This is a genomic window from Candidatus Binatia bacterium, assembly GCA_036504975.1.
GTDB lineage: Bacteria > Desulfobacterota > Binatia > UBA9968 > UBA9968 > JAJPJQ01.
The window spans coordinates 14,341-33,298 of record DASXUF010000122.1; the positions used below are offsets into that span (position 1 = coordinate 14,341).

Below are 18,958 nucleotides of genomic sequence, written 5' to 3' on the forward strand. Positions count from 1 at the left end.
TTTCGGCTCAGCTCGACGTTCTTGCCGACAGCTGATTATTGACGGCTGAATACTTGATAACGCCGGCCGGATTTTTGAGCCTTGGCGAGCTTAGCCGCGGGTCAGGGTCGACGGCATCCGCTTGGCGCGTCCCGCCTACTGATCAATCAGTTTTTTGACGAGCGATACGACTTCAGGAGGTTGATCCATAACATCCCTGATAATAGCTTCGATCTCCTCGCCGGTCGAAGGCTCCATGTCCAGCCTCGATTTGGTAACTTCCTCCACTAGCTCCGGATCTTTCAAAGTTCTGTTATAAGCTTCCCGCAAAATTTTGACTCTATCTGCGGGCACCCCGGGCGGCGCTACCATCGGCCGACCCAACTCATCACCGCTCAGAATGACGTGAGCCAATCGTCGGCCGACTTCCGGAGTTTTGTGTCTATCCATGAGCTCATAGATCGTCGGTACGTCGGGCAGTCGCGGATCTCTCTTCATCCCGGCCTGCAGGAGGTGCCGGTCGAACCCTTTTTTTTCCCAGCTAAGAAACGGCTCGCGGCTGAAATGAACCGTGATTCTCGTGGCTCGACAGACCACTTCGCCCCGCTCCATGGCGAGATCGACTTCACTGCCTCCTTTGTATCCCAAAACTCGAATGAATTTTGCGCCGATGGTTTCTTCCAACAGCCGCGTCAAAAGCGCGGTTTGATCGCTCGCGCCCGAGCCGCCGCATTTTGGCGGCTCCTTGGCTTTCAGGATGTCGTCTAACGATTTGTACGGCGAGTCGGCGCGGATGTAGAGCATCATTTGCCCCTTTTCTTGCGAGCCGAGCCAGTTGAACTTTCGCATGTCATACTTTGCCTCGTTAACCCCAACCAGCTGTTGCAGGTACATGTGGGTTTGGAACATGCCGATGGTCAATCCATCCGGCTTAGCGACTCCATAGAGATAGTTTGCGGCAACCATGGAGCCGCCACCGGGCATGTTTTGTGCCACAAGGTTGGGATTGCCGGGGATGTATTTGCCCATGTATTGGGCGAAAAGTCGCGCCCACCGATCGTACAGTCCTCCGGGCGCGGATCCGATGACCACCTGGATCGTTTTTTTCTCATAGAAGGATTGCGCGTGTAAGCGCGTCGTCGGTAGCAGGCTCAAGGAGATGCCGAGGATCAAGACGAATGTGCTTTTCATCACTTTCACAACGCCTCCAGAATCGATTTGCGCGGGGAATTGCTCTCAGCAAGCTGCATACTTGATGTGATAACAATTGTCCACCGCGAGAAAACAAAGCGAGGGCTTGTCGGCGAGGCCGTCGAGCTACGCTGGAGTCTTATTTTTGGTTGCGTCGCCTAATCCAGCCAATCTTTCTCTTTAAGCTTTCTCGGAAGGTAGGTCTTGGTGAGATATTGAAAGTCCTTGTTGGCTAGTGCGTCGAGCTCGTACTTGAGGCCGGTCGAGAGCATGCCCTTGATTTCATTCTGCCATTCTTTTTTCTGAAACCATTTGTACTTCATGATTTCCTTCGCCCGGTTGATGTCCTTGTCGTTGAGCTTGATGCCGACGTTGCGCGGCAGGCCGTAGCGGTCCGGATCCGCGCTGGAAAAGCCGATGAACTTGGCTTTGGGAATGGCCATGCGCTCGCTTTCGAATGCGAGGTTGATCGAGCCCTGCTTGACGACAGAATAGATGTAGTAGCCCCAGGGATCGTTGTCGACGAGGACGTAGACCGGAAGGTTGTGCTCTTCGTTCAGCCGGCGCGCCAGGCGCCGGACGCCGCGCGGCGGCTGGCCGTTTCCGGTCAGCAGGATGCAGTTGTACCGGCGCCAAAATTTATCTTCGGAGAGGCGGTTCCATTGCGTGCCTTTCTCGACGAGGAGCACGAAATCGGCCGTGCACCGGGTGATCTGAATGTATTCCGGCTCGACGATGGAAGGAACGGAATAGCCGCCTTTTCCGAGCCGGGTGCAGTCCACGCGGTCGCCGTCGTCGGTGAACACCACCGGCCCGACGATGCTGCCGGAGTTCTCGGCACGCACGTGCAGCTCTTCGCGGAGCGCCGCCAGCGTGACTTCAAGGTCCTCGATCAGCGGGTCGGATTCGTTCTGGCCGTCGAAAGTGTTTTCGTGCGAGTTTTTGATCGTGTGCTTGGTGCGGTAGTAAATCTCCCGGAGAGAGGTCGTCAAATCCGCGCGCTGCAGCTCGGCCAGCGCGTCCGCCACGAGCACGGTCTGCATGAACTTCTTCGCCATGCCGACGTTGAAGAACGAGCGCGCCTGCTTCCTCCGCCCCATCTCGATGAGACCGCGTTTCTCGTTGAAGTTGACGTTCGCTAGGCTCCGGATGGGAATGGAAAGCGTCGGGTCCTTGCTCCGCTCGGCCGCGGTGATGACCGTGTCGGCCACGCCGACGAGTTTTTTCTCGACCAAACCATTATTTTTTGGCTTTTTTCGCGCCATGTTTTTTCCCCGTCTTTTCTTTCTTTGGGCTCGCTCCCGCCTTTTCTACGAACGGAAGCACCGCTTGCTCCGGAGCGCGACCCTTGGCCGCGCTCGTCGACTTCACGTTCACTTTCTTGCCTTTGACCGCAGGCTCGACTTTTCCCTTCGCCAGGGTCGGCAACGGCGGCTCCGGTTCCGGCGGCGCGACGGCTCTTTCATCCTGCGGCAGGACCGGGGCGTCTCCTTCGACTCCCTCGGCCGTGACGATGATCGAATCCGGAAGACCCTCCGGTCCGCGCTTGCTGCCCAAAATCTCGTCCGTCTTCTGGCCGCCGGTCCGTTTCATGGCGATCTTTTGCAATTGGTTTTTGAGCTTTTCCTTGGCGAGCTTGCCGCCCTTCAAGCGGTTGCACGCCTCGACGACCTCTTCGATGTAAAGCTCGAAGATGTTGCGCCGGCGAAATTCGCTTTTGGCGTGCTCGCGCCGTCTTAAGAAAACTCCGAGCCGCCGCCCGCACTCTTGCAGAGCGAGCTTGATTTCTTTCCGGATCTCGTCGTAATCGGCGATCGCTTCCTTGGACTCGCTGGTGAAAGGCACCCAGACCGAGGCCATGTGAACGAAAATCACCATCGGACCGGCCGGCAAAGCGCCCCGCGATTGAGCGACGCCGTAATTGCGCCACGTCGTGTCGAGCGCGGCCTTGAACGTCGCGCAAGCCGACTGCTGGTAGAGCAGCGGCACCCGGTTGGCGTAGCGAATGACGCGCGCCAGCTCGTTGTCGTCGTCGTGCTGCTCGCCTTCGGCGAGCGGCGCTTTCGGCGCCTCTTGATCCGCCGCCTGTTCCGGTCCTTTGCCGAACGCCAGGCCCGCTTCGATCACAAACGGATTGCCGCGGTAGACCGCCGGCGGCCGCGTCACCGCCGTGTAGAAGTCTCCCTTGATCTGCTTGTAGAGTCCGTGGAGGATCGCCTTTTCGCCGATCGGCGAGAGGCAGTTCGACGGCGGCGCCATGATCTTGGTCGCCTGGATCGTCTTGTAGAGCGTCTCGGCGGCGGCCGCCTGAATATTTCGCGGCCGCGAGTCCGGCGAAAGCTTCGCTGCTTTACAGATCTCCCGAGCGACTGTGGAAGAGACCCGGCTGAACTCGCTCGAGAGAAACCCCGAGAGCAAATGGCTCTTCGTGTCGTGCAGCATTTTGAGCAGCATGCCGAATTCTATTCCATAGGGATGCGGCTTGATCTCGCGCGGCTGCGGCGGCAGCGCTTCGATCGTCCGGGGATATTCTTTGGTCTCGCCCTCCGGCGTGTGGTAGACGAGCTTCACGTGCGGATTGGCGATCGCGACCTGCTCGAGGTACTCGTCCACCGAGGCGCGGCCCTTTTGATAGCGGCCCTCGATCTCCAACGTCACCTGCGTGCCGCGATGGCTCTCCCAGTCGATCTTCTTGTTCTCGAAAATCCGCGGCTCGTTCTTCTTGGTGTCGATCTGGACCTCGAAGAAGTGCGCGGGGGACTTCGCGCTGGTCCGCGAGATGATCTGCACCGGCTTGCCGGTCGTCAGTTGCGCGTACATGCCGGCGGCCGAGATGCCGATTCCCTGCTGGCCGCGGCTCATGCGCAGCCGATGAAACTTGGACCCGTAGAGAAGCTTCGCGAAGATCGGCGGGATCTGCTGGCGCACGATGCCGGGGCCGTAGTCGATCACGGTCAACCGGAAGCGGTTCGCCTGGCTGGGCGGCGGCGGAGCGTCGCCGTTCGACGCCACTTCCAGCTTGACCACGACTTCGGGCAAAATCCCCGCTTCCTCGCACGCGTCGAGCGCGTTGTCGACGGCTTCCTTGACGCAGGTGAGCAGCGCCTTGCGCGGATTGTCGAAGCCCAGCAGGTGGCGGTTCTTGGTGAAGAACTCGGAGACGGAAATCTCCCGCTGGCGGGAACCCATCTCGGCGGCGGATACCGTCGGCTTCGGTATGGAGGGCGGGGTCTCAGCTGATTCACCGTTGGACTTCAGCATGGTTTTGACCATTCTTTGTTTTGTGTCTCCTTACGATCTGATTTCGACAGTCTGTATAAAAGGCGCAGCACGAAGAATGACGCGAGGAACGAGAAAGGAGTAACTTTTGGCCGGGAGGTTAATCTTCGCGTTGTCACTTTGATAGCGTGGCAAGCACATCTTTGATCAGCGATGACATGTTCTTTGCCAAGACCGCATATCCCTCCTTTGTGAGATGCTGTCGATCGGCTTGGAGCATGTCGGTGGATGCATTTTTGTTAGGCTGGCCATACCAGATGGCAGAGGATTGTCGCGCGATTTCCTCGCCCTCCTACTTCCGGGTACCCTAACAAGACCGCTGTGATATTTCTCTCCCTAAGTCTCGCCAATATTTCTTTGACGTTATTCTTTGTCTCTTCGGGACTGAGTGCGCTGCGTCTATTCGTGTGCATCTTATCGTTGGTGCCCGGCTGTAAAATGACGATCTTTGTTCCGTCAGGCACGGCACGGTTCAACCGGCTCAACAGGATTCGCGTCGTGTCTCCGTCTTTTCCCTCGTTGGCAACGGATACGGAATAACCTTCGGCCCTTAATATTCTTTCAAGCTGTGCGGGGTAGGCGTCGGATTGAGGGACTCCCTTGCCGTGAGTCTGGCTGGCGCCCATTGCGACGATTTTGATTTCCTCAGCCATTGCCCATGACGGGAACGACAACAAATAAAACACTAGAAACACATTCCGCGTTAGGTTTGTCATGTCGACCGGCCTGTAATGAGTCTGATCCTAGGCTGGGGAAGATTTGTCTCTATTATAACAGACAGTGGGATTTTTTGTACCCTGAATTTGAAAATGTAGACGCGGCGCGCGTGGATGGGGTTGCGCGCTGGGGAGTTATCGAGTTTAAAATTACTCCCGGCGGGCGAACGCATCGCCCGCCGGGGTCGCAGGATGGGATGAGAGCGGCGTTCGCTTATCCGGCCGATTCAGCAAAACATTTTCCGGGCATTTCGATGGGCGGAAGGCTTTTGTTTTCTATCGAGCCGCCCAAGATTTCCTGCCCATCGGGCCGGACCCGCATCGCTTCGCCGGCTTTCGGCTTGTTGCGCACGCCGGCTCCGATGCGGATCACGACCAGGTTGCCCGCGCCGGTGTTGAGATAGCGATAATACGCGCCCTTCGGCAGGAGCACTCCCTGATAAGGCTTCAGGCGCATCTCATTGCCTTTTTCATCGAACACGCTCATCTCGCCTTCCAGCACGATGAACGAATGGTCTTCATCGAGGTGGGTGTGAATCTCATTCTCGCCGCCTTCGGCATTGATCTTGGTGTGGATCCACATATTCGGCGTCTCGGCGACGAGCTGGGTCACCCGGCCCTGTTGCATGTACGGGGTTTTCAACGAGAACATCTTGGCCTTCGGTGTTTCGTCTTCTCTGACTCTGGCTGCGGCGGGTTCGCTCATATCGGCTCCTTTCCTTAATTATCCATGCTGTCAATATTAACTCTATGCGTTCACTCCGTCAATTTTTAGATCGTACAGTTTGATCACATTCTCGCGGGTTATTTTTCTGAGAACGTCCTTAGGGAGGTGGCCGAGCTCGCGGGCGATCACTTCGCGCGAGTGCGGCCAGGTCGAGGCCGCGTGCGGGTAATCGTTGGACCACATGAAAGTGTCCTGCCCCCAGCGCTCCATGAGACAGCCGCCCGCCGGGTCGCTGAAGAACGTGGCGTAGACCTGTTCCGCGACATACTCGCCGGGCATTTTTTTCATGTACGGCATATCCACCCGCTTGCGAAAGCGGAGATAGTACTTGTCCCATTCGTGGACGACAAACGGGATCCAGCCGACCTCGTTTTCGACGTAGACGAATTTGAGCTTGGGAAACCGGGCCGTCACGCCGCCGAATACCAGATCGAACAGGCTGTTGGCGGCGTCGTAGAGTTTCGTGTTCACGGTCGCCTTGAAGATGTCGAGGCCTTTGCGCTCGAAGCGGCTATAGTTAAAGCCGGTGAGAATGTGGAGATTGACCGGCATATTTAAACTCTCGGCCGCTTCCCAGAACGGATAATAATAGTCGCTGGTGAAAGGAAGATGCGCGGGCGGCACCTGCCAGATGAGACAACCCACCAGCCCTGACTTTTTACAGCGTTCCAGTTCTTGGATCGCGTTTTTTATATTGTACAGGGAGATCGATGGGATGCCGACCAGCCGCCCCGGCGCCGCTTTGCAGTATTCGATCAGCCAATCGTTGGCGATCCGAAAACAGGCTTCCTGCAAATCGGCGTCCTCCAATGCGAAAAGACGCAGCCCGGAAGTGGGGTAGAGCACTTCGGCCGATACGCCGTCGACTTCCATTTCGCCGATCCGCGCGGTGGGGTCCCAGCCGCCGGGTTTTTCACCCGGCGAATTGCGTGGCGGGTACTTGGGATATTTTTCCCTGAGCCCCGGCGGCAAGTTTTTCTCCCAGAGATCCGCCGGCTCTATAATATGTGAATCGGCCGAAATAATGACTTCATCGGCAAGAGCGGACGGCGCTTTTCGAGCGGCGGCGGCTATGCTCATGGACGGTGACCTCCTCTCGATTAACACGTCTGTTTTAATTCGTCCCGCGGGTCCTGGTCAACCCCTGCATATCTTTAAGCCGGGCGGGGTTGTATTTTTAGGAGGTTGTCTTCCTCCCGATCGTTGACAAGTCGAGACCAGATCGGATATTCCACTAAGAGGCTCAAAAGATTCAGAGGAGGACGCCACAATGGTTATGTTAGGCACCGATATGAAGATAGCCGAAACCCCGAAGGACGGCCTTAAAGATTACAAGAAACCGGACGCGTACTCGGACTGGCTCGAGCAGGAAGGCGTGAAGGTCCATGAGGAGTTCTACTTTCCGAGCTTGGCCAACGTCGAGCTGGGCCCATGGGAGCGCAAGGGAGGCAGCGGCGCCGTCATCCATATCGCCAACCGCCACATGCCCAACGACTGTCACGTGGTAGAGATCAAGCCCGGGGGCAAGTCCGAGCCGGAGCACCACATGTACGAGCTTACGATCTACGTCGTATCGGGGCGCGGCGCGACGACGATCTGGCAAGACCCCAAACAGAAAAATACCTTCGAGTGGCACGCCGGCAGCCTTTTTTCCATTCCGCTGAACGCGTGGTACCAGAACTTCAACGGCAGCGGCCAGGAGACGGTCCGCTACCTCGCCGTGACCAACGCGCCGCCGATGATGCGCTTCTTTCAGGACAACGAATTCATATTCAACTGCGATTTCATCTTCCGCGGCCGCTATTCGGGCGAGGAGGACTACTTCAGCGGCAACGGCAAGCTCTTCACGCGAAGGATCTGGGAGTCGAACTTCATCGCCAATGCGCCGGACATGAAGCTGTACGGATGGAAGGAGCGGGGCGCCGGCGGTATCAACGCCATGCTGGAGATGGCGAACAACAACCAGAAGAGCCACATTTCGGAGTTCCCCATAGGCACGTACAAGAAGGCGCACCGCCACGGCCCGGGCGCGCACCTCGTGCTGCTGAGCGGCACCGCCGGCTACTCCTTGGTTTGGACCAAGGAAGACCGCTCCGACATGATCAAGTGCGACTGGCAACTCGGCTCCATGGTCATCGTTCCCAGCGACAACTGCTTTCACCAGCATTTCAACTCAGGCACCACTCGGGCGCGCTACCTGGCGCTCCGGTCCGGCGATATGGGCCTCAACTCGCCCCGGGCCGGCGGCGGGGAGTATGCCGACCGCAGCATGAAAGAAGGCGGCTGGCAGATCGAGTACGGCGACGAAGACCGCGAGATCCACCAGATCTTCGAGAAGGAGCTCAAGGAAAACGGCGCGCCGTGCAAGATGAAGGCGTTTGTGCCGTGGTGCACCGGCGAGGTCGGTCCCACGAGCGAGCGCGAAACATAGCAGGCCGTTGAAAGTTGAAAAAGGTCATAGCCCGCCCGGGAGTCTCTCTCCGGGCCGATGCGATACGTCCTGTGTTACGCGGCACGAGAGTTCTAGGAGAAGTTCTGCCGGCACGCTTGATGCTCCTCGTCCCACGCATCGGCCCTTCAAGAAACCCCCAGGCGGGCATTGTGATGGTTGCGCCTGGCCGCTGAGATTTTTCTGAGCGCCCGCACTTGATGCGCTTGTCTACGAGCCCCAACTTTCGTTTTTCTCCTTAAGAGTGCCCGCCGTATGCGATCAGCCAGCGAGTCAAACGCTTGCCGGGTGAGCGTTGTCATCTGCACTTACAATCGCGCCGAGAGTTTGGGCCGCGCGTTGTCGAGCCTGAGCGAAATGCTCGTGCCGCCGGAAATCTCCTGGGAAGTTCTCGTTGTGGACAACAACTCTACGGACGGCACGCGAGGGACCGCCGAGACTTTCGCGCGCGATGCCCGGATGACCGTCCGATACGTTTTCGCGGAGCGCCAGGGGCTCAATCATGCGCGCAACGCCGGCGTCCAGGCGGCCAGGGGCGAGTTTATTTTTTTTATCGATGACGATGTCGAGGTTACCCGCAACTGGTTGCCGGAGATGACGAAAGCCTTCGACCTGAACCCGGTCGTGGGCGTAGGCGGGCGGGTGTTAATCAAAGACGATCTCCCCCGGCCGGCCTGGTGGCATGCGGAGTATGACGGCGCGCTGGGAAAATTCGACCCCGGAGAGACGGCCATTCTTTCCGACGACACCTATACCAGCATCGTCGGCATCGGCGCCAATCTCGCTTTCAAGCGCTCCGTGTTCGAAAAATACGGCGGCTTTCGACCGGATCTCGACCGGCGAAAAAATAAACTGCTGATGGGCGGAGACGTCGAATTTTACCAAAAAATCAAAAAGGCGGGCGAGTTGACCATGTATTATCCGGCCGCGATGGTGTATCATTGCCCGGATCCGTCCCGGTTTACAAAATCGTATTTGCGCCGGTGGTATTTTCGCATCGGCGAGTGGGGCGCGCAAAAACTTGCTCCCGGGGCGTGCACGCTAGGGATGGTTCCAAGATGGAAGTATCGACAGACGCTCGAGCAGTTGTCGAAAACTTTCACCATGAGCTTGACCCTGCGGCATCGCGAAGCGTTTTATCATGAGCTCCAGTTTCTTTCGCTGCTCGGATATTTTTTCGGGGCGGCAAAGAATTCCGTGAAGAGGAGGTCTTTTCAAGCCGCACCGTAAGCGCATGTATTCTCCGACGCATCAATTCGAGCTCATCGGCCACCTGGTACGACGGGATTTTCGCTTGCACTATACCGGCTCGGTCTTGGGCGTTCTCTGGTCGGTCGCGCTTCCCCTGATTCAATTGCTCGTCTTTGTTTTTCTATTCGGCAAGGTCGTCCCGTTGGACATCGAGGATTATCCGGCGTTTGTTTTCAGCGCCCTCTTGCCGTGGACCTGGTTCAGCAGCTCCGCGGGGTCGGCCGGAAATCTTTTCACCGCCAATCGTGATCTGCTCCGGCGGCCGAATTTCGCGCCGGCGACTTTGATCGTGGTCAATACCCTCTCCAATTTGCTCACGTATCTCGTGAGCTTGCCCATTTTGCTCGTCGTGCTCGCTCTGCATGGCCGTCCTCCGACGACGGCGGTGCTGGCATTTCCCCTGCTGGTTCTCTTTCAGGGAATCATGCTGGTCGGCCTTGGGCTCGCGATCGCGACGCTGAATGTTTTCTATCGGGATGTGGGGCACCTTACGAGCGTGGCGCTCTCTCTCCTATTTTATTTGATCCCGATCTTCTATCGCCCGTTGAAACTTGGCGCGGCCTACTCCGGACTGCTCCTATGGAATCCGATCGCCCGCTTGATCCAGAGTTATCGCGAGATTTTTTTCTATCAGCGTGCGCCGGACTGGGAATCGATGGTTTATTGCAGCGTCGCCAGTCTTGTCGTCGCCGGCGCGGGATTTTGGATTTACCGCCTTCAACGGCCGCACGTCATGGATGCTCTCTAACGGCGATGCCTATCGTGTTGACAGTCGAGGACGTTTCCAAGCGATTCTATCTCCGGGGCAGGCGGCCGACGACGCTCCGCGAGCTCGCCACGACTTGGATGAGCGGCCGTTATCAAAAGAGCCGGACGTTATGGGCGCTGCGCGACGTAAGTTTTTACATGGAGAAGGGAGACGTGCTCGGCATCATCGGTCACAACGGCGCGGGCAAGAGCACGTTGCTGCGGCTGTTAAGCGGGTTGGGGCAGCCCACTTCCGGACGGATTCATCGTAGCGGGATCGTCAGCGCTTTGCTCGAACTTGGCACCGGGTTTCATCCGGATCTCACCGGACGCGAGAATATTCTGACCGCCGGTCTGCTCAACGGCTTGACGACGCGGCAAGTGCGGTCGGGAGAAGAAGAAATTATCGCCTTCGCCGAACTGGAGGACTTCATCGATCAACCGGTGCGCACGTATTCCAGCGGAATGTATTTGCGACTGGCCTTTGCCGTGGCCACGCACTTCGACCCGGAAATTTTGATTCTCGACGAGATCTTGGCGGTCGGCGACGCCCGTTTCCAACAGAAATGTCTCGAACGGCTGCTCGCGTTCCGAAAAGCGGGCAAGACCCTGATCCTCACCTCGCACGACTCCGCGCAGATCGAGACATTATGCGATGAGGTCCTCGTGCTGGAAGAAGGCCGGGTGGCGATGCAAGGCGAGCCGGAAGACGCGGTGCGTTGTTACCATGATTTAATGCGCCAACGAACGGAAAAGCGCGCGGCCGTGCTCTCCGGGGAAGCGCTGTCGCCGAGCCTCGCGGTCGCAGAGGGCAGCCGCCAGGGAACGCAGGAGGCCGCCATCTCCGACGTGCGCTTCTACGATGCCGAGGGGCGGGCCGTCTCCTCCGTGCAATGCGGCGAAGGCCTGACGATCGAACTGGAATACCGCTTGATGAAACCGCTGCCCGACATGGCCGTGACTCTAGGCATCTACAACGAGGCGCACGTGAACTGCTTCGAAGTCGCTGTTTCCTCGGCCCAAGCCGCGTTCGGTAACTTATCCATCACCGGCGTGCTGCGCTGCCGTTTTCCCGAGCTGCCCCTCCTCGCCGGGCGGTATTATATCAATGTCGGGTTGTATCCCCCCGACTGGGACTTTGTGTACGACTATCATTGGGAAATGCACTGCTTGGAAATTCTTAGCCGACCCGACGCCCAGCTCGAAGTGTCCGGAGTCGTTTCGCTCGGTCCGGTCTGGTCCCTGCTCACGGACGACCAGATCACGGAGCGGAGAACGCATACTCAGTAGGCGTGAAATAAACGATGGCTACGGCCGTTCTCGACCTTGACCTCAACCGGCTTCCGGCCGAAATCACCGGTCTGGAAAACTACGGGCGCGCGCTGGTTCTCATCCGGCTGAACGGCAGGCCTGTCGGTAAGGTATCGCTGCCGGTCGCCGGCGGGCGTATCGGCGGCGCCGAGCTCCGTACCACGCTGATCGACGCAGGCGGTACGCTCCTCTGGGAACGCTGGCTTCATGACCGTCTCGAGTGGGACGAAAGACGGTCGGCGCCTCCGGCGGTGACCGTAGCGATATGCACCCGCGACCGGACTGAGGATCTCGGCCGGTGTCTCGATGCGCTCATGCGCATGCCCGACGACGGGCAGGAAGTGCTGGTGGTCGACAACTGTCCCTCGACCGAGGCGACACGCCGTCTCGTGGAGAGTTGCAATGGCGTTCGCTACGTGCGCGAGGATCGCCCGGGCTTGAACGCCGCCCGTAACCGCGCGCTCAGCGAGGCGCGCCACCCGATCGTCGCCTTTACCGACGACGACGCCGTGCCGGATCGGGGATGGCTGCGCGCGCTCGCGTCGAACTTCGATCAGCCGCTTACTCTGTGCGTCACGGGGCTGACCATGCCTATGGAGCTGGAAACCGCGGCCCAAGAGTGGTTCGAGCGCCACAATCCTTTCGGCAAAGGCTTCAAGCGCACCGTCTTCAAGGGAATTCAGGCCGATCCGTTACGAGTGGGGCGAGTCGGCGCGGGAGTCAACATGGCGCTCCGGAAAACGGCGCCGGAGCTGATCGGGTTTTTCGACGAGGCGCTGGACGCCGGGACCATGACTCGCTCCGGCGGCGATCACGAAATGTTCTCGCGCATCCTGATGGCCGGATACGACATCGTCTACGATCCGGCGGCGCTGAGTTGGCACCGCCACCGGCGCACCTGGGAAGAGCTGCGCCAAGCGCTCTATGGCTACGGCACGGGCGCCTACGCATTCATGACCCGGAGGCTCTTGACCGAGGGCGAGCTGGGCGCGCTGGGTCTCGCCTGGGAGTGGTTCCACGTTCAACAGCTTCCGGATCTGATCCACGCGCTTCTCAGGCGGCCGGGCAGCATGCCGCTGGACCTCATCGTGGCCGAGCTACGCGGCTGTATGGCCGGACCGCGCGCCTACTTTGCTTCCCGTAAGCGCCTCCGTGCCAGAGCCGGATGAAGATGAGAGAATCTACGCCGACCGTCAGTGTGGTTATCCCTACGCATAACCGCAGCGCCGCGCTGGGGCGAACCCTCGACGCCCTGGCGACTCAAACCTACCGGCTCAACCTCATAGAGGTTCTCGTGGTGGCCGATGGCTGTTCGGACGACACCGGAAAAGTGCTCGGTCGCTACAGCCCGCCTTTTAAGCTTCGCGTCGTCGAGCAGGAGGGGCAGGGTCCCGCCGTCGCCCGCAACCACGGCGCAACGTTGGCTACGGGGCGTCTGCTCGTCTTCCTCGACGACGATATTCAAGCGGCGCCACAGTTGATCGAGACCCATGTCCGCGCTCACCAAAAACAACCAGGCCAGGTGGTGATCGGCTATCTACCGCCGGTCCTTCAGGTGCAAACCGGCTTCTTCCGCCTCTCGCTCCGGGCCTGGTGGGAGAACAAGTTCACCATGATGAGCGAGCCCGGCCACCGTTATACCTTCCGCGATCTGCTGAGCGGCAACTTCTCGCTCGAAGCGGAGATGTTCGCCGCGATCGGCGGATTCGATCCCGCGCTTTACTGCCATGAGGACTACGAGCTTGGCATCCGCTTGATCAAAGCCGGCGCGTCTCTGACTTTTGCGCCCGAGGCACTAGGCTATCACTACGAGATAACCCAGATGAGCCGTTCATTCAGGCGCAAGTACGACGAAGGACGCGCCGACGTGCTGATAGGCCGCCGCCACCCGGAGCTGCGACCGGCGCTTCCCCTGGCCCGCGCCGGCTCATGGTCCAGGTTGAACTACGTTCTGCGCGCGGCCGCGTTCGCGTGGCCGGCGTCCGAGAGCTTGTTCGCCGCCGGTTCCGGCTTTGCCCTCAGGATATTTGAGCGATTGCGGATGCGCGATCTCTGGCGAAGACTTTTGGACAACATGCTCGACTATTGGTACTGGCGCGGCGTCGCGAAAGAAATCGGCACCGAGCGGGCGCTGGCCGACTTTCTCCACAGCGCTCCGTCGCGAACCGATGGCGATGGTTCCGAGATCGAGATCGACCTCCGCGACGGTTTAGAGGCGGCGGAGCGGCGCTTGAGCGAGGAGCGGCCGGCGAGCGTCCGCATCCGCTATGGACGCCAGGCGGTCGGCCGCATCCCTCCCCGGCTTGACGCCGAACGGCTCAGCGGCGCGCATCTTCGAGCGATACTAGCAACCACGATGGCCTGGCCGCTCCTCAACGCGCTGACGTTGGAAAAAGCGACCGGCCGGGACACGGCCCAATTCTGGCCGTTTGCCGATTCGCTTTGTCGGTCCTCGGAGTCTGTTTATGCCGATGAAAGTATTGGATCTTGAGATCTCGGAAGAGATCAAGCCCATCTGGGGCATGGAGGGATACGACGGGCTATTGGTCCTGGCGCGCTATCACCGGCTGCCGGTCGGGCAGGCCGTTATCACCGGTCTGCGCCATCCGGTAGTCTCGGTGGAGCAGTTGAAAGCCGCCATCGATAAGCTCGCCGGGGATCTCATGCCGAGCGTTTTAGGGAGACAATTCTCCAGTGAGACCGCTGCCGAAAGTCCGTCGACGCCGATCAGCGTCGTGGTCTCAGCCGATCAGAGCAGCCGGCTCGAGCTATGCCTCCAGGCTCTTTTGGCGCAGGACTACTCCAACCATGAGATCATCGTGGTGGACAACACGCCGCGCGGCGATCATGCCCCGCTCGCAGGCGGCCATCCGGTCCGCTACGTGCGCGAAGGGCGGCCGGGTCCGAACCGTGCGCGCAATCGCGGCATCGCCGAGGCGCGTTACGATGTAATTGCATTCACGACCGGCGGCGCGCGTCCGGACAGCGGCTGGCTCAGGGCGATCGCTTGCGCCTTTACCGACCCGCAAGTGACGGCAGTGACCGGGGCCGTCGCCGCCTCTGAATTGGAAACTGCGGCGCAGGTTCGCTTTGAGTTCAGATACGGCTTGCGGCACCGTTTGCGCCGTCGAACTTTTCGGCGCGACGGGCTCACGGATCGAGAATTGCTTTGGGCGCGCGATTTCGGCAGCGGCGTCAACATGGCCTTCCGCCGCGACCTTTTTGCCGCTATGGGTCCGTTTGACGTAGCGCTCGACTCCGATTCGCCCGGCGGCGGCAGCGGCGATATCGAGATGTTGCACCGCCTCCTTGCGCGCGGGCGCACGTTGGTCTATGAGCCCGCGGCTCTGGTTTGGCATACCCACGTGCGGGATGAGGCTTCGCTACGGCGGCTGATCTACAACAACGGCCGCTCTTTCGGGATCTACCTCCTTACCTGCGCGCGCAACCGCACAGTGAGTTCGACCTCGATATTGCGGTTCGCGATCCGTAATTGGCTGGGCGGGTGGCTGGCGCGAAACCTGTGGCGGCCGGGTGATTTCTCCCGGCGTCTGTCTGCTATCGAACTGGCGGGGGCCTTGCTGAGCCCGCTGATGTACGTCAAGGCGCGAGTGCACGCGAGAAAGGTCACGCTATCAGAAGTGCGGAGGCCTTAACGTGTACGTTTCTATCGTCATCCCCGCACGCAATGCCGCGGAGACCATCGCCGAGACGCTTGAGTCTGTTCGCTCTCAGACCTCTCCAGACTGGGAGGTGATCGTCGTCGACGACGGGTCGAGCGACGCGACGGCGGCCGTTGCTAGTTCCTTCGCTCCACAAGACTCCCGGATCCGTGTTGTAAGCCGTCCGCCCCAGGGCGTATGCGCGGCGCGCAATACAGGCATCGACCTTGCCCGGTTCGATTGGCTGCTTTTCCTTGACGCCGACGATTGGCTCACCCCTACGTTCCTAGAGCGGATGACGCGGGAGCTCGCTCAGAACCCGAGCCTCGACGCGGTTCACTGCCGTTGGAGCCGGGTTGCTCCCGATGGCACGCTGTGCGGCGGCGATCAGTTCTCCGACGAGGTAGGAGACTTGTTCGATTTGTTCGCCTGCACCTGCGCCTTTGCAGTCCACGCGTGCATCGTCCGCAAGTCGCTCGTGGAGGCTGTCGGGGGCTTCGATACCTCGCTCCGTATTTGTGAGGACTGGGATCTCTGGCAGCGAATCGCCAGGACCGGCGCGCGCTTCGGCGCGATTCAGGAGGTGCTTGCGCTCTATCGCATGAGACCGGCCTCGGCTTCGGTCGACGGCCCGCGGTTTCTTGCCGACGGTTTGCGTGTGATTATGCGCGGGCACGCGCCCGACCCGCGCGTGCCCAATCCACACCCCGCGCACGCGAGCGGCAGATCGGCGAGCCATATCGATAGGGTCAAGTTTAGCCTCGCCTGCTGGGCTGCCGGTCTGATGCTCGGCAACGGCGAGGATGCGACGCTGTTGCTCGAAACCCTGCGCGCGGCGCGCGATCCGACGTTCGATGCAAACGAGGCCGCGGAAAGCATTTTCCAAGCTGCGCCGCTTCCCACGTGTCGCTTGCCCACCGCCTGGATCGAGCTGTGGCCCAGTATCGAGCGGGGTCTCGACGCATTTCTAAGTGCTCTCGAGAGCCAAACGCTGGCGCCGAAGCTGGCTCGCCGCGCGCGCAAGCTTCTGGAGTGTCGGGTTATCGAAGAAACAACGGGCCCGAGGCCGCTGGCTTTTGGGACGACCTATGCCGTCCGCGTCGAGATCACCGGACCGATAGTCGACATTCATCCTCCCGCATCGGCCGAGTCCCTTCTGTGCGCTATCGACTGTGAGGGGGGTTGCCTCGGCATGCTCCATCTCCCCGTCTGCGATGGCTTTGTGCCTCGCGCCGTCCTGGCCGACGCCATCGCGGCGGAATTTGCGTGGCAGATTCTTGGGCGTTTCTTTGAGCGTACTATCTATCGGGATCTCGCCGTGGAGCGGTCGCCGGAGGGCGTGTCCATCCGACGGGGGACGCTGGTGCTCGGCGAGGGCATTCCTCCTGATTCTAAGGACGAGCGTGACTTCTGGTCGGAAGCGCACGATCGGATCGGCTGGGTAGTATTCTTACAGGAGATCTGGGGACGCCCCGACTGGCCGGACGCGCGCTTCTATGAACCTCCGGCGGAGAAAGAAGAAGCTCCTCGTCGCTCCGCTGAGGACGGCTGGCTCGTAGCCGAGGTCAGCGAGGATCTTTCCAGTGTGGATATCTCTCGCCCCGAACTGGCGGCGGTCCTCACGGTGGGAGGAGCCGCCCTCGGAGTCGTGACCGTTCCGGTCAAAGAGAATGCCGTCCATGCCGAGGAGCTGCGCGCGGCGCTTAATGTCGCGAGCGGTTTTGAATTGTGCCGGGCGGCGGTCCGGGAGGGTTTGTTGGGTCAGCCGTTTGCGAACGGCGCATCGCTCCGCGGCCGTCTCGCCGCCGCGGCGGCCTCGCAGCATACTGAAAACGTCGCCGCTCTCGCATCCGCAGAGCTCATAAGGACAGACAATAATTTCATGACGATCCCCGCGCTCGCGGCCGTCACGGAACGCGCCCTCCACCGTGCTCTATCGTTGGGCGAGCCGTGCTTAGTGCTCGGCCGGCGCGCTCCCGAAACAATGGGCACAAGCGCCTCGCGCCGGGCCGCACTTCCCGCCGCCGCGGCGCGTGAACTCCTCGACGCCGCTTCCTTCAGCGGCGAGCCGGCGATTCGGATCCCGCGAGGGGACAATGGGCCGAAACACGTGATTTACACGCCCGATCTCATCTGCCTTTCAGGCCAGAGCGCGCAAGCGTCTACAACAACCATGCCCCAATCTGCCACGGCACAAGCGGCGCAAAATGCCGGCCATATGCGGCATTATTTCGAGGGTCTCTTTGCCGCACATCCCGACCCGTGGAAATACACCAGTCCCTACGAACAGACCAAGTACGAGCAGACCTTGGCATTGCTTCGCCGCCGGCGGCTGCGGCGCGCGCTCGAGTTGGGCTGCGCTGAAGGCCACTTCACCAGTCAGCTCGCTCCCCGCGTCGGCAGTCTTCTAGCCGCCGATATTTCCCGAGTCGCTCTCGATCGGGCGGCCAAACGCTGCGCCGGTCTGAAAAATGTCCGCTTCAGGCAACTCAACATCACGACGGAACCGCTGCCGGGCCCGTTCGATCTGATTGTATGCAGCGAGGTATTCTACTACTTTGGCTCGTTGCCGGCGGCTGAGGCGGTTGCCCGGAAGCTTGCCGCCGCGCTCGTGCCCGGCGGCCACCTGCTCACAGCTCACTCGAATCTGGTGGTCGATGAACCCGACAAGCCCGGTTTCGACTGGGATTGCCCTTTCGGCGCCAAGGTCATCGGCGAGACACTTGCCGCCACCCCTTCTCTCAGGCTCGTGAAGGAATTGCGCACACCGCTTTATCGCATCCAACTTTTTCGGCGGGATCGCCGAGCGTGGTTCGGCTTTCACAGAAAGAATCCGCAAGTGATCGAGCTCGCCGAACAGCCGGCGCCGCTTCCGGCCGAGGTCGCGGCGCATTTTCTCTGGCAGGGCGGAGCGCCGCTGCGCGAGCAGGCTGCGCCGGCGGCCGGCACCGACCGCCTCCCGATTCTCATGTACCACCGCGTCGCGCCGACGGGCGCTACCGCCATGAGCGCCTACCGCGTGACGCCGGAGAACTTTGAGGAGCAGCTTCGTTACCTCTGCGACGCCGGATACTACAGCATCGGCCTGGAAGACTGGCAGGCGGCAGCGGCAACAAGAATGCCGCTTCCGGGCAAGGCCGTGCTCATCACGTTTGACGACGGCTATCGCGACTTTCTCATATACGCGTGGCCTTTATTAAAACGGTATGGATTTTCGGCCACCGTTTTTCTTGTGGCAGAGAAGATCGGGAGGTCAAATTCCTGGGACAGCGCCTTTGGTGAAGAAGTGCCGCTGCTCGGATGGCAGGAGATCCGGCAGCTTCGGAGCGAAGGGGTCGAGTTCGGCTCCCATTCGGCCACGCACCGTCCACTGACAGGGCTTTCGGTGACGGACGTTGTCCGGGAAGGCGCTCGCTCCCGGGTTATTCTCGAACGCGAGCTCAAAACCCCGATTCGAGCTTTTGCCTATCCGTACGGCGACGTCGATGCGGTGGTGCAGCATCTGATCGGAGCTTGCGGCTACGTTTTCGGTTTGTCGTGCCAGGAGGGACTGAGCAGTTTTCAGGATCCTTTACTTATGCTCCCGCGCATCGAAGTAACCGGGGCAGGCGGCATGGGGGATTTCGTCAGCCAGCTCGAATGACCG

Annotated in this window: 13 protein-coding genes; 8 read left to right on the forward strand and 5 right to left on the reverse strand. The window is 60.2% G+C overall.

What is annotated here, in order from left to right; genetic code table 11:
• Positions 1-135 precede the first annotated feature (135 nt).
• The 5 genes from VGL70_16340 to VGL70_16360 all read right to left on the reverse strand — a co-directional run bounded on the left by VGL70_16340 (position 136) and on the right by VGL70_16360 (position 6,972).
• Positions 136-1,170, reverse strand: coding sequence for a tripartite tricarboxylate transporter substrate-binding protein (locus tag VGL70_16340; protein ID HEY3305095.1), 1,035 nt, complete (start codon positions 1,168-1,170; stop codon positions 136-138).
• Positions 1,171-1,328: 158 nt separating this feature from the next.
• A complete protein-coding gene (locus VGL70_16345; GenBank protein HEY3305096.1) occupies positions 1,329-2,435 on the reverse strand; it encodes a DNA topoisomerase IV subunit A in 1,107 nt (368 codons plus the stop codon).
• Positions 2,410-4,443, reverse strand: a complete 2,034-nt coding sequence (locus VGL70_16350; protein ID HEY3305097.1) for a DNA topoisomerase VI subunit B — start codon at positions 4,441-4,443, stop codon at positions 2,410-2,412. The genes VGL70_16345 and VGL70_16350 overlap by 26 nt, the downstream gene beginning before the upstream one ends.
• A 936-nt stretch (positions 4,444-5,379) precedes the next feature.
• Positions 5,380-5,871 (reverse strand): cupin domain-containing protein, encoded by a 492-nt coding sequence (locus VGL70_16355; GenBank protein ID HEY3305098.1) that lies wholly within the window; start codon positions 5,869-5,871, stop codon positions 5,380-5,382.
• Between the two features lie 42 nt (positions 5,872-5,913).
• Positions 5,914-6,972 (reverse strand): amidohydrolase family protein, encoded by a 1,059-nt coding sequence (locus tag VGL70_16360; GenBank protein ID HEY3305099.1) that lies wholly within the window; start codon positions 6,970-6,972, stop codon positions 5,914-5,916.
• Between the two features lie 190 nt (positions 6,973-7,162).
• Between VGL70_16360 and VGL70_16365 the strand changes: the two genes are divergently transcribed.
• The 8 genes from VGL70_16365 to VGL70_16400 all read left to right on the forward strand — a co-directional run bounded on the left by VGL70_16365 (position 7,163) and on the right by VGL70_16400 (position 18,955).
• The gene (locus VGL70_16365) at positions 7,163-8,323 is read left to right on the forward strand and encodes a cupin domain-containing protein (GenBank protein ID HEY3305100.1); all 1,161 of its coding nucleotides are present in this window, start codon (positions 7,163-7,165) and stop codon (positions 8,321-8,323) included.
• Between the two features lie 306 nt (positions 8,324-8,629).
• Positions 8,630-9,571 carry a glycosyltransferase family A protein gene (locus VGL70_16370; protein HEY3305101.1) on the forward strand — a complete coding sequence of 314 codons (942 nt, stop codon included), beginning with the start codon at positions 8,630-8,632 and terminating at the stop codon, positions 9,569-9,571.
• Positions 9,572-9,575: 4 nt separating this feature from the next.
• Positions 9,576-10,340, forward strand: coding sequence for an ABC transporter permease (locus tag VGL70_16375; protein HEY3305102.1), 765 nt, complete (start codon positions 9,576-9,578; stop codon positions 10,338-10,340).
• Positions 10,341-10,354: 14 nt separating this feature from the next.
• Complete coding sequence (locus VGL70_16380; protein ID HEY3305103.1) at positions 10,355-11,629, forward strand: ABC transporter ATP-binding protein; 1,275 nt, start codon at positions 10,355-10,357, stop codon at positions 11,627-11,629.
• A 14-nt stretch (positions 11,630-11,643) separates the two neighbouring features.
• On the forward strand, positions 11,644-12,819 hold the full coding sequence (locus VGL70_16385; GenBank protein HEY3305104.1) for a glycosyltransferase: 1,176 nt from the start codon (positions 11,644-11,646) through the stop codon (positions 12,817-12,819).
• Between the two features lie 2 nt (positions 12,820-12,821).
• Entirely contained in the window at positions 12,822-14,141 is a 1,320-nt protein-coding gene (locus VGL70_16390) for a glycosyltransferase (protein HEY3305105.1), read from the forward strand.
• Positions 14,116-15,306: a glycosyltransferase gene (locus tag VGL70_16395; GenBank protein ID HEY3305106.1), complete on the forward strand. Its 1,191-nt coding sequence runs from the start codon at positions 14,116-14,118 to the stop codon at positions 15,304-15,306. Before VGL70_16390 ends, VGL70_16395 begins: the two co-directional genes overlap by 26 nt.
• A 1-nt stretch (position 15,307) precedes the next feature.
• Complete coding sequence (locus VGL70_16400; protein ID HEY3305107.1) at positions 15,308-18,955, forward strand: glycosyltransferase; 3,648 nt, start codon at positions 15,308-15,310, stop codon at positions 18,953-18,955.
• Positions 18,956-18,958 lie beyond the last annotated feature (3 nt).

Coding starts and splice junctions, on each gene's coding strand:
- VGL70_16355 (HEY3305098.1), bottom strand. CDS start 5,871: ATGAGCGAACCCGCCGCAGCCAGAGTCAGAGAAGACGAAACACCGAAG.
- VGL70_16390 (HEY3305105.1), top strand. CDS start 12,822: ATGAGAGAATCTACGCCGACCGTCAGTGTGGTTATCCCTACGCATAAC.
- VGL70_16395 (HEY3305106.1), top strand. CDS start 14,116: ATGCCGATGAAAGTATTGGATCTTGAGATCTCGGAAGAGATCAAGCCC.
- VGL70_16345 (HEY3305096.1), bottom strand. CDS start 2,435: ATGGCGCGAAAAAAGCCAAAAAATAATGGTTTGGTCGAGAAAAAACTC.
- VGL70_16360 (HEY3305099.1), bottom strand. CDS start 6,972: ATGAGCATAGCCGCCGCCGCTCGAAAAGCGCCGTCCGCTCTTGCCGAT.
- VGL70_16375 (HEY3305102.1), top strand. CDS start 9,576: ATGTATTCTCCGACGCATCAATTCGAGCTCATCGGCCACCTGGTACGA.
- VGL70_16340 (HEY3305095.1), bottom strand. CDS start 1,170: ATGAAAAGCACATTCGTCTTGATCCTCGGCATCTCCTTGAGCCTGCTA.
- VGL70_16365 (HEY3305100.1), top strand. CDS start 7,163: ATGGTTATGTTAGGCACCGATATGAAGATAGCCGAAACCCCGAAGGAC.
- VGL70_16350 (HEY3305097.1), bottom strand. CDS start 4,443: ATGGTCAAAACCATGCTGAAGTCCAACGGTGAATCAGCTGAGACCCCG.
- VGL70_16385 (HEY3305104.1), top strand. CDS start 11,644: ATGGCTACGGCCGTTCTCGACCTTGACCTCAACCGGCTTCCGGCCGAA.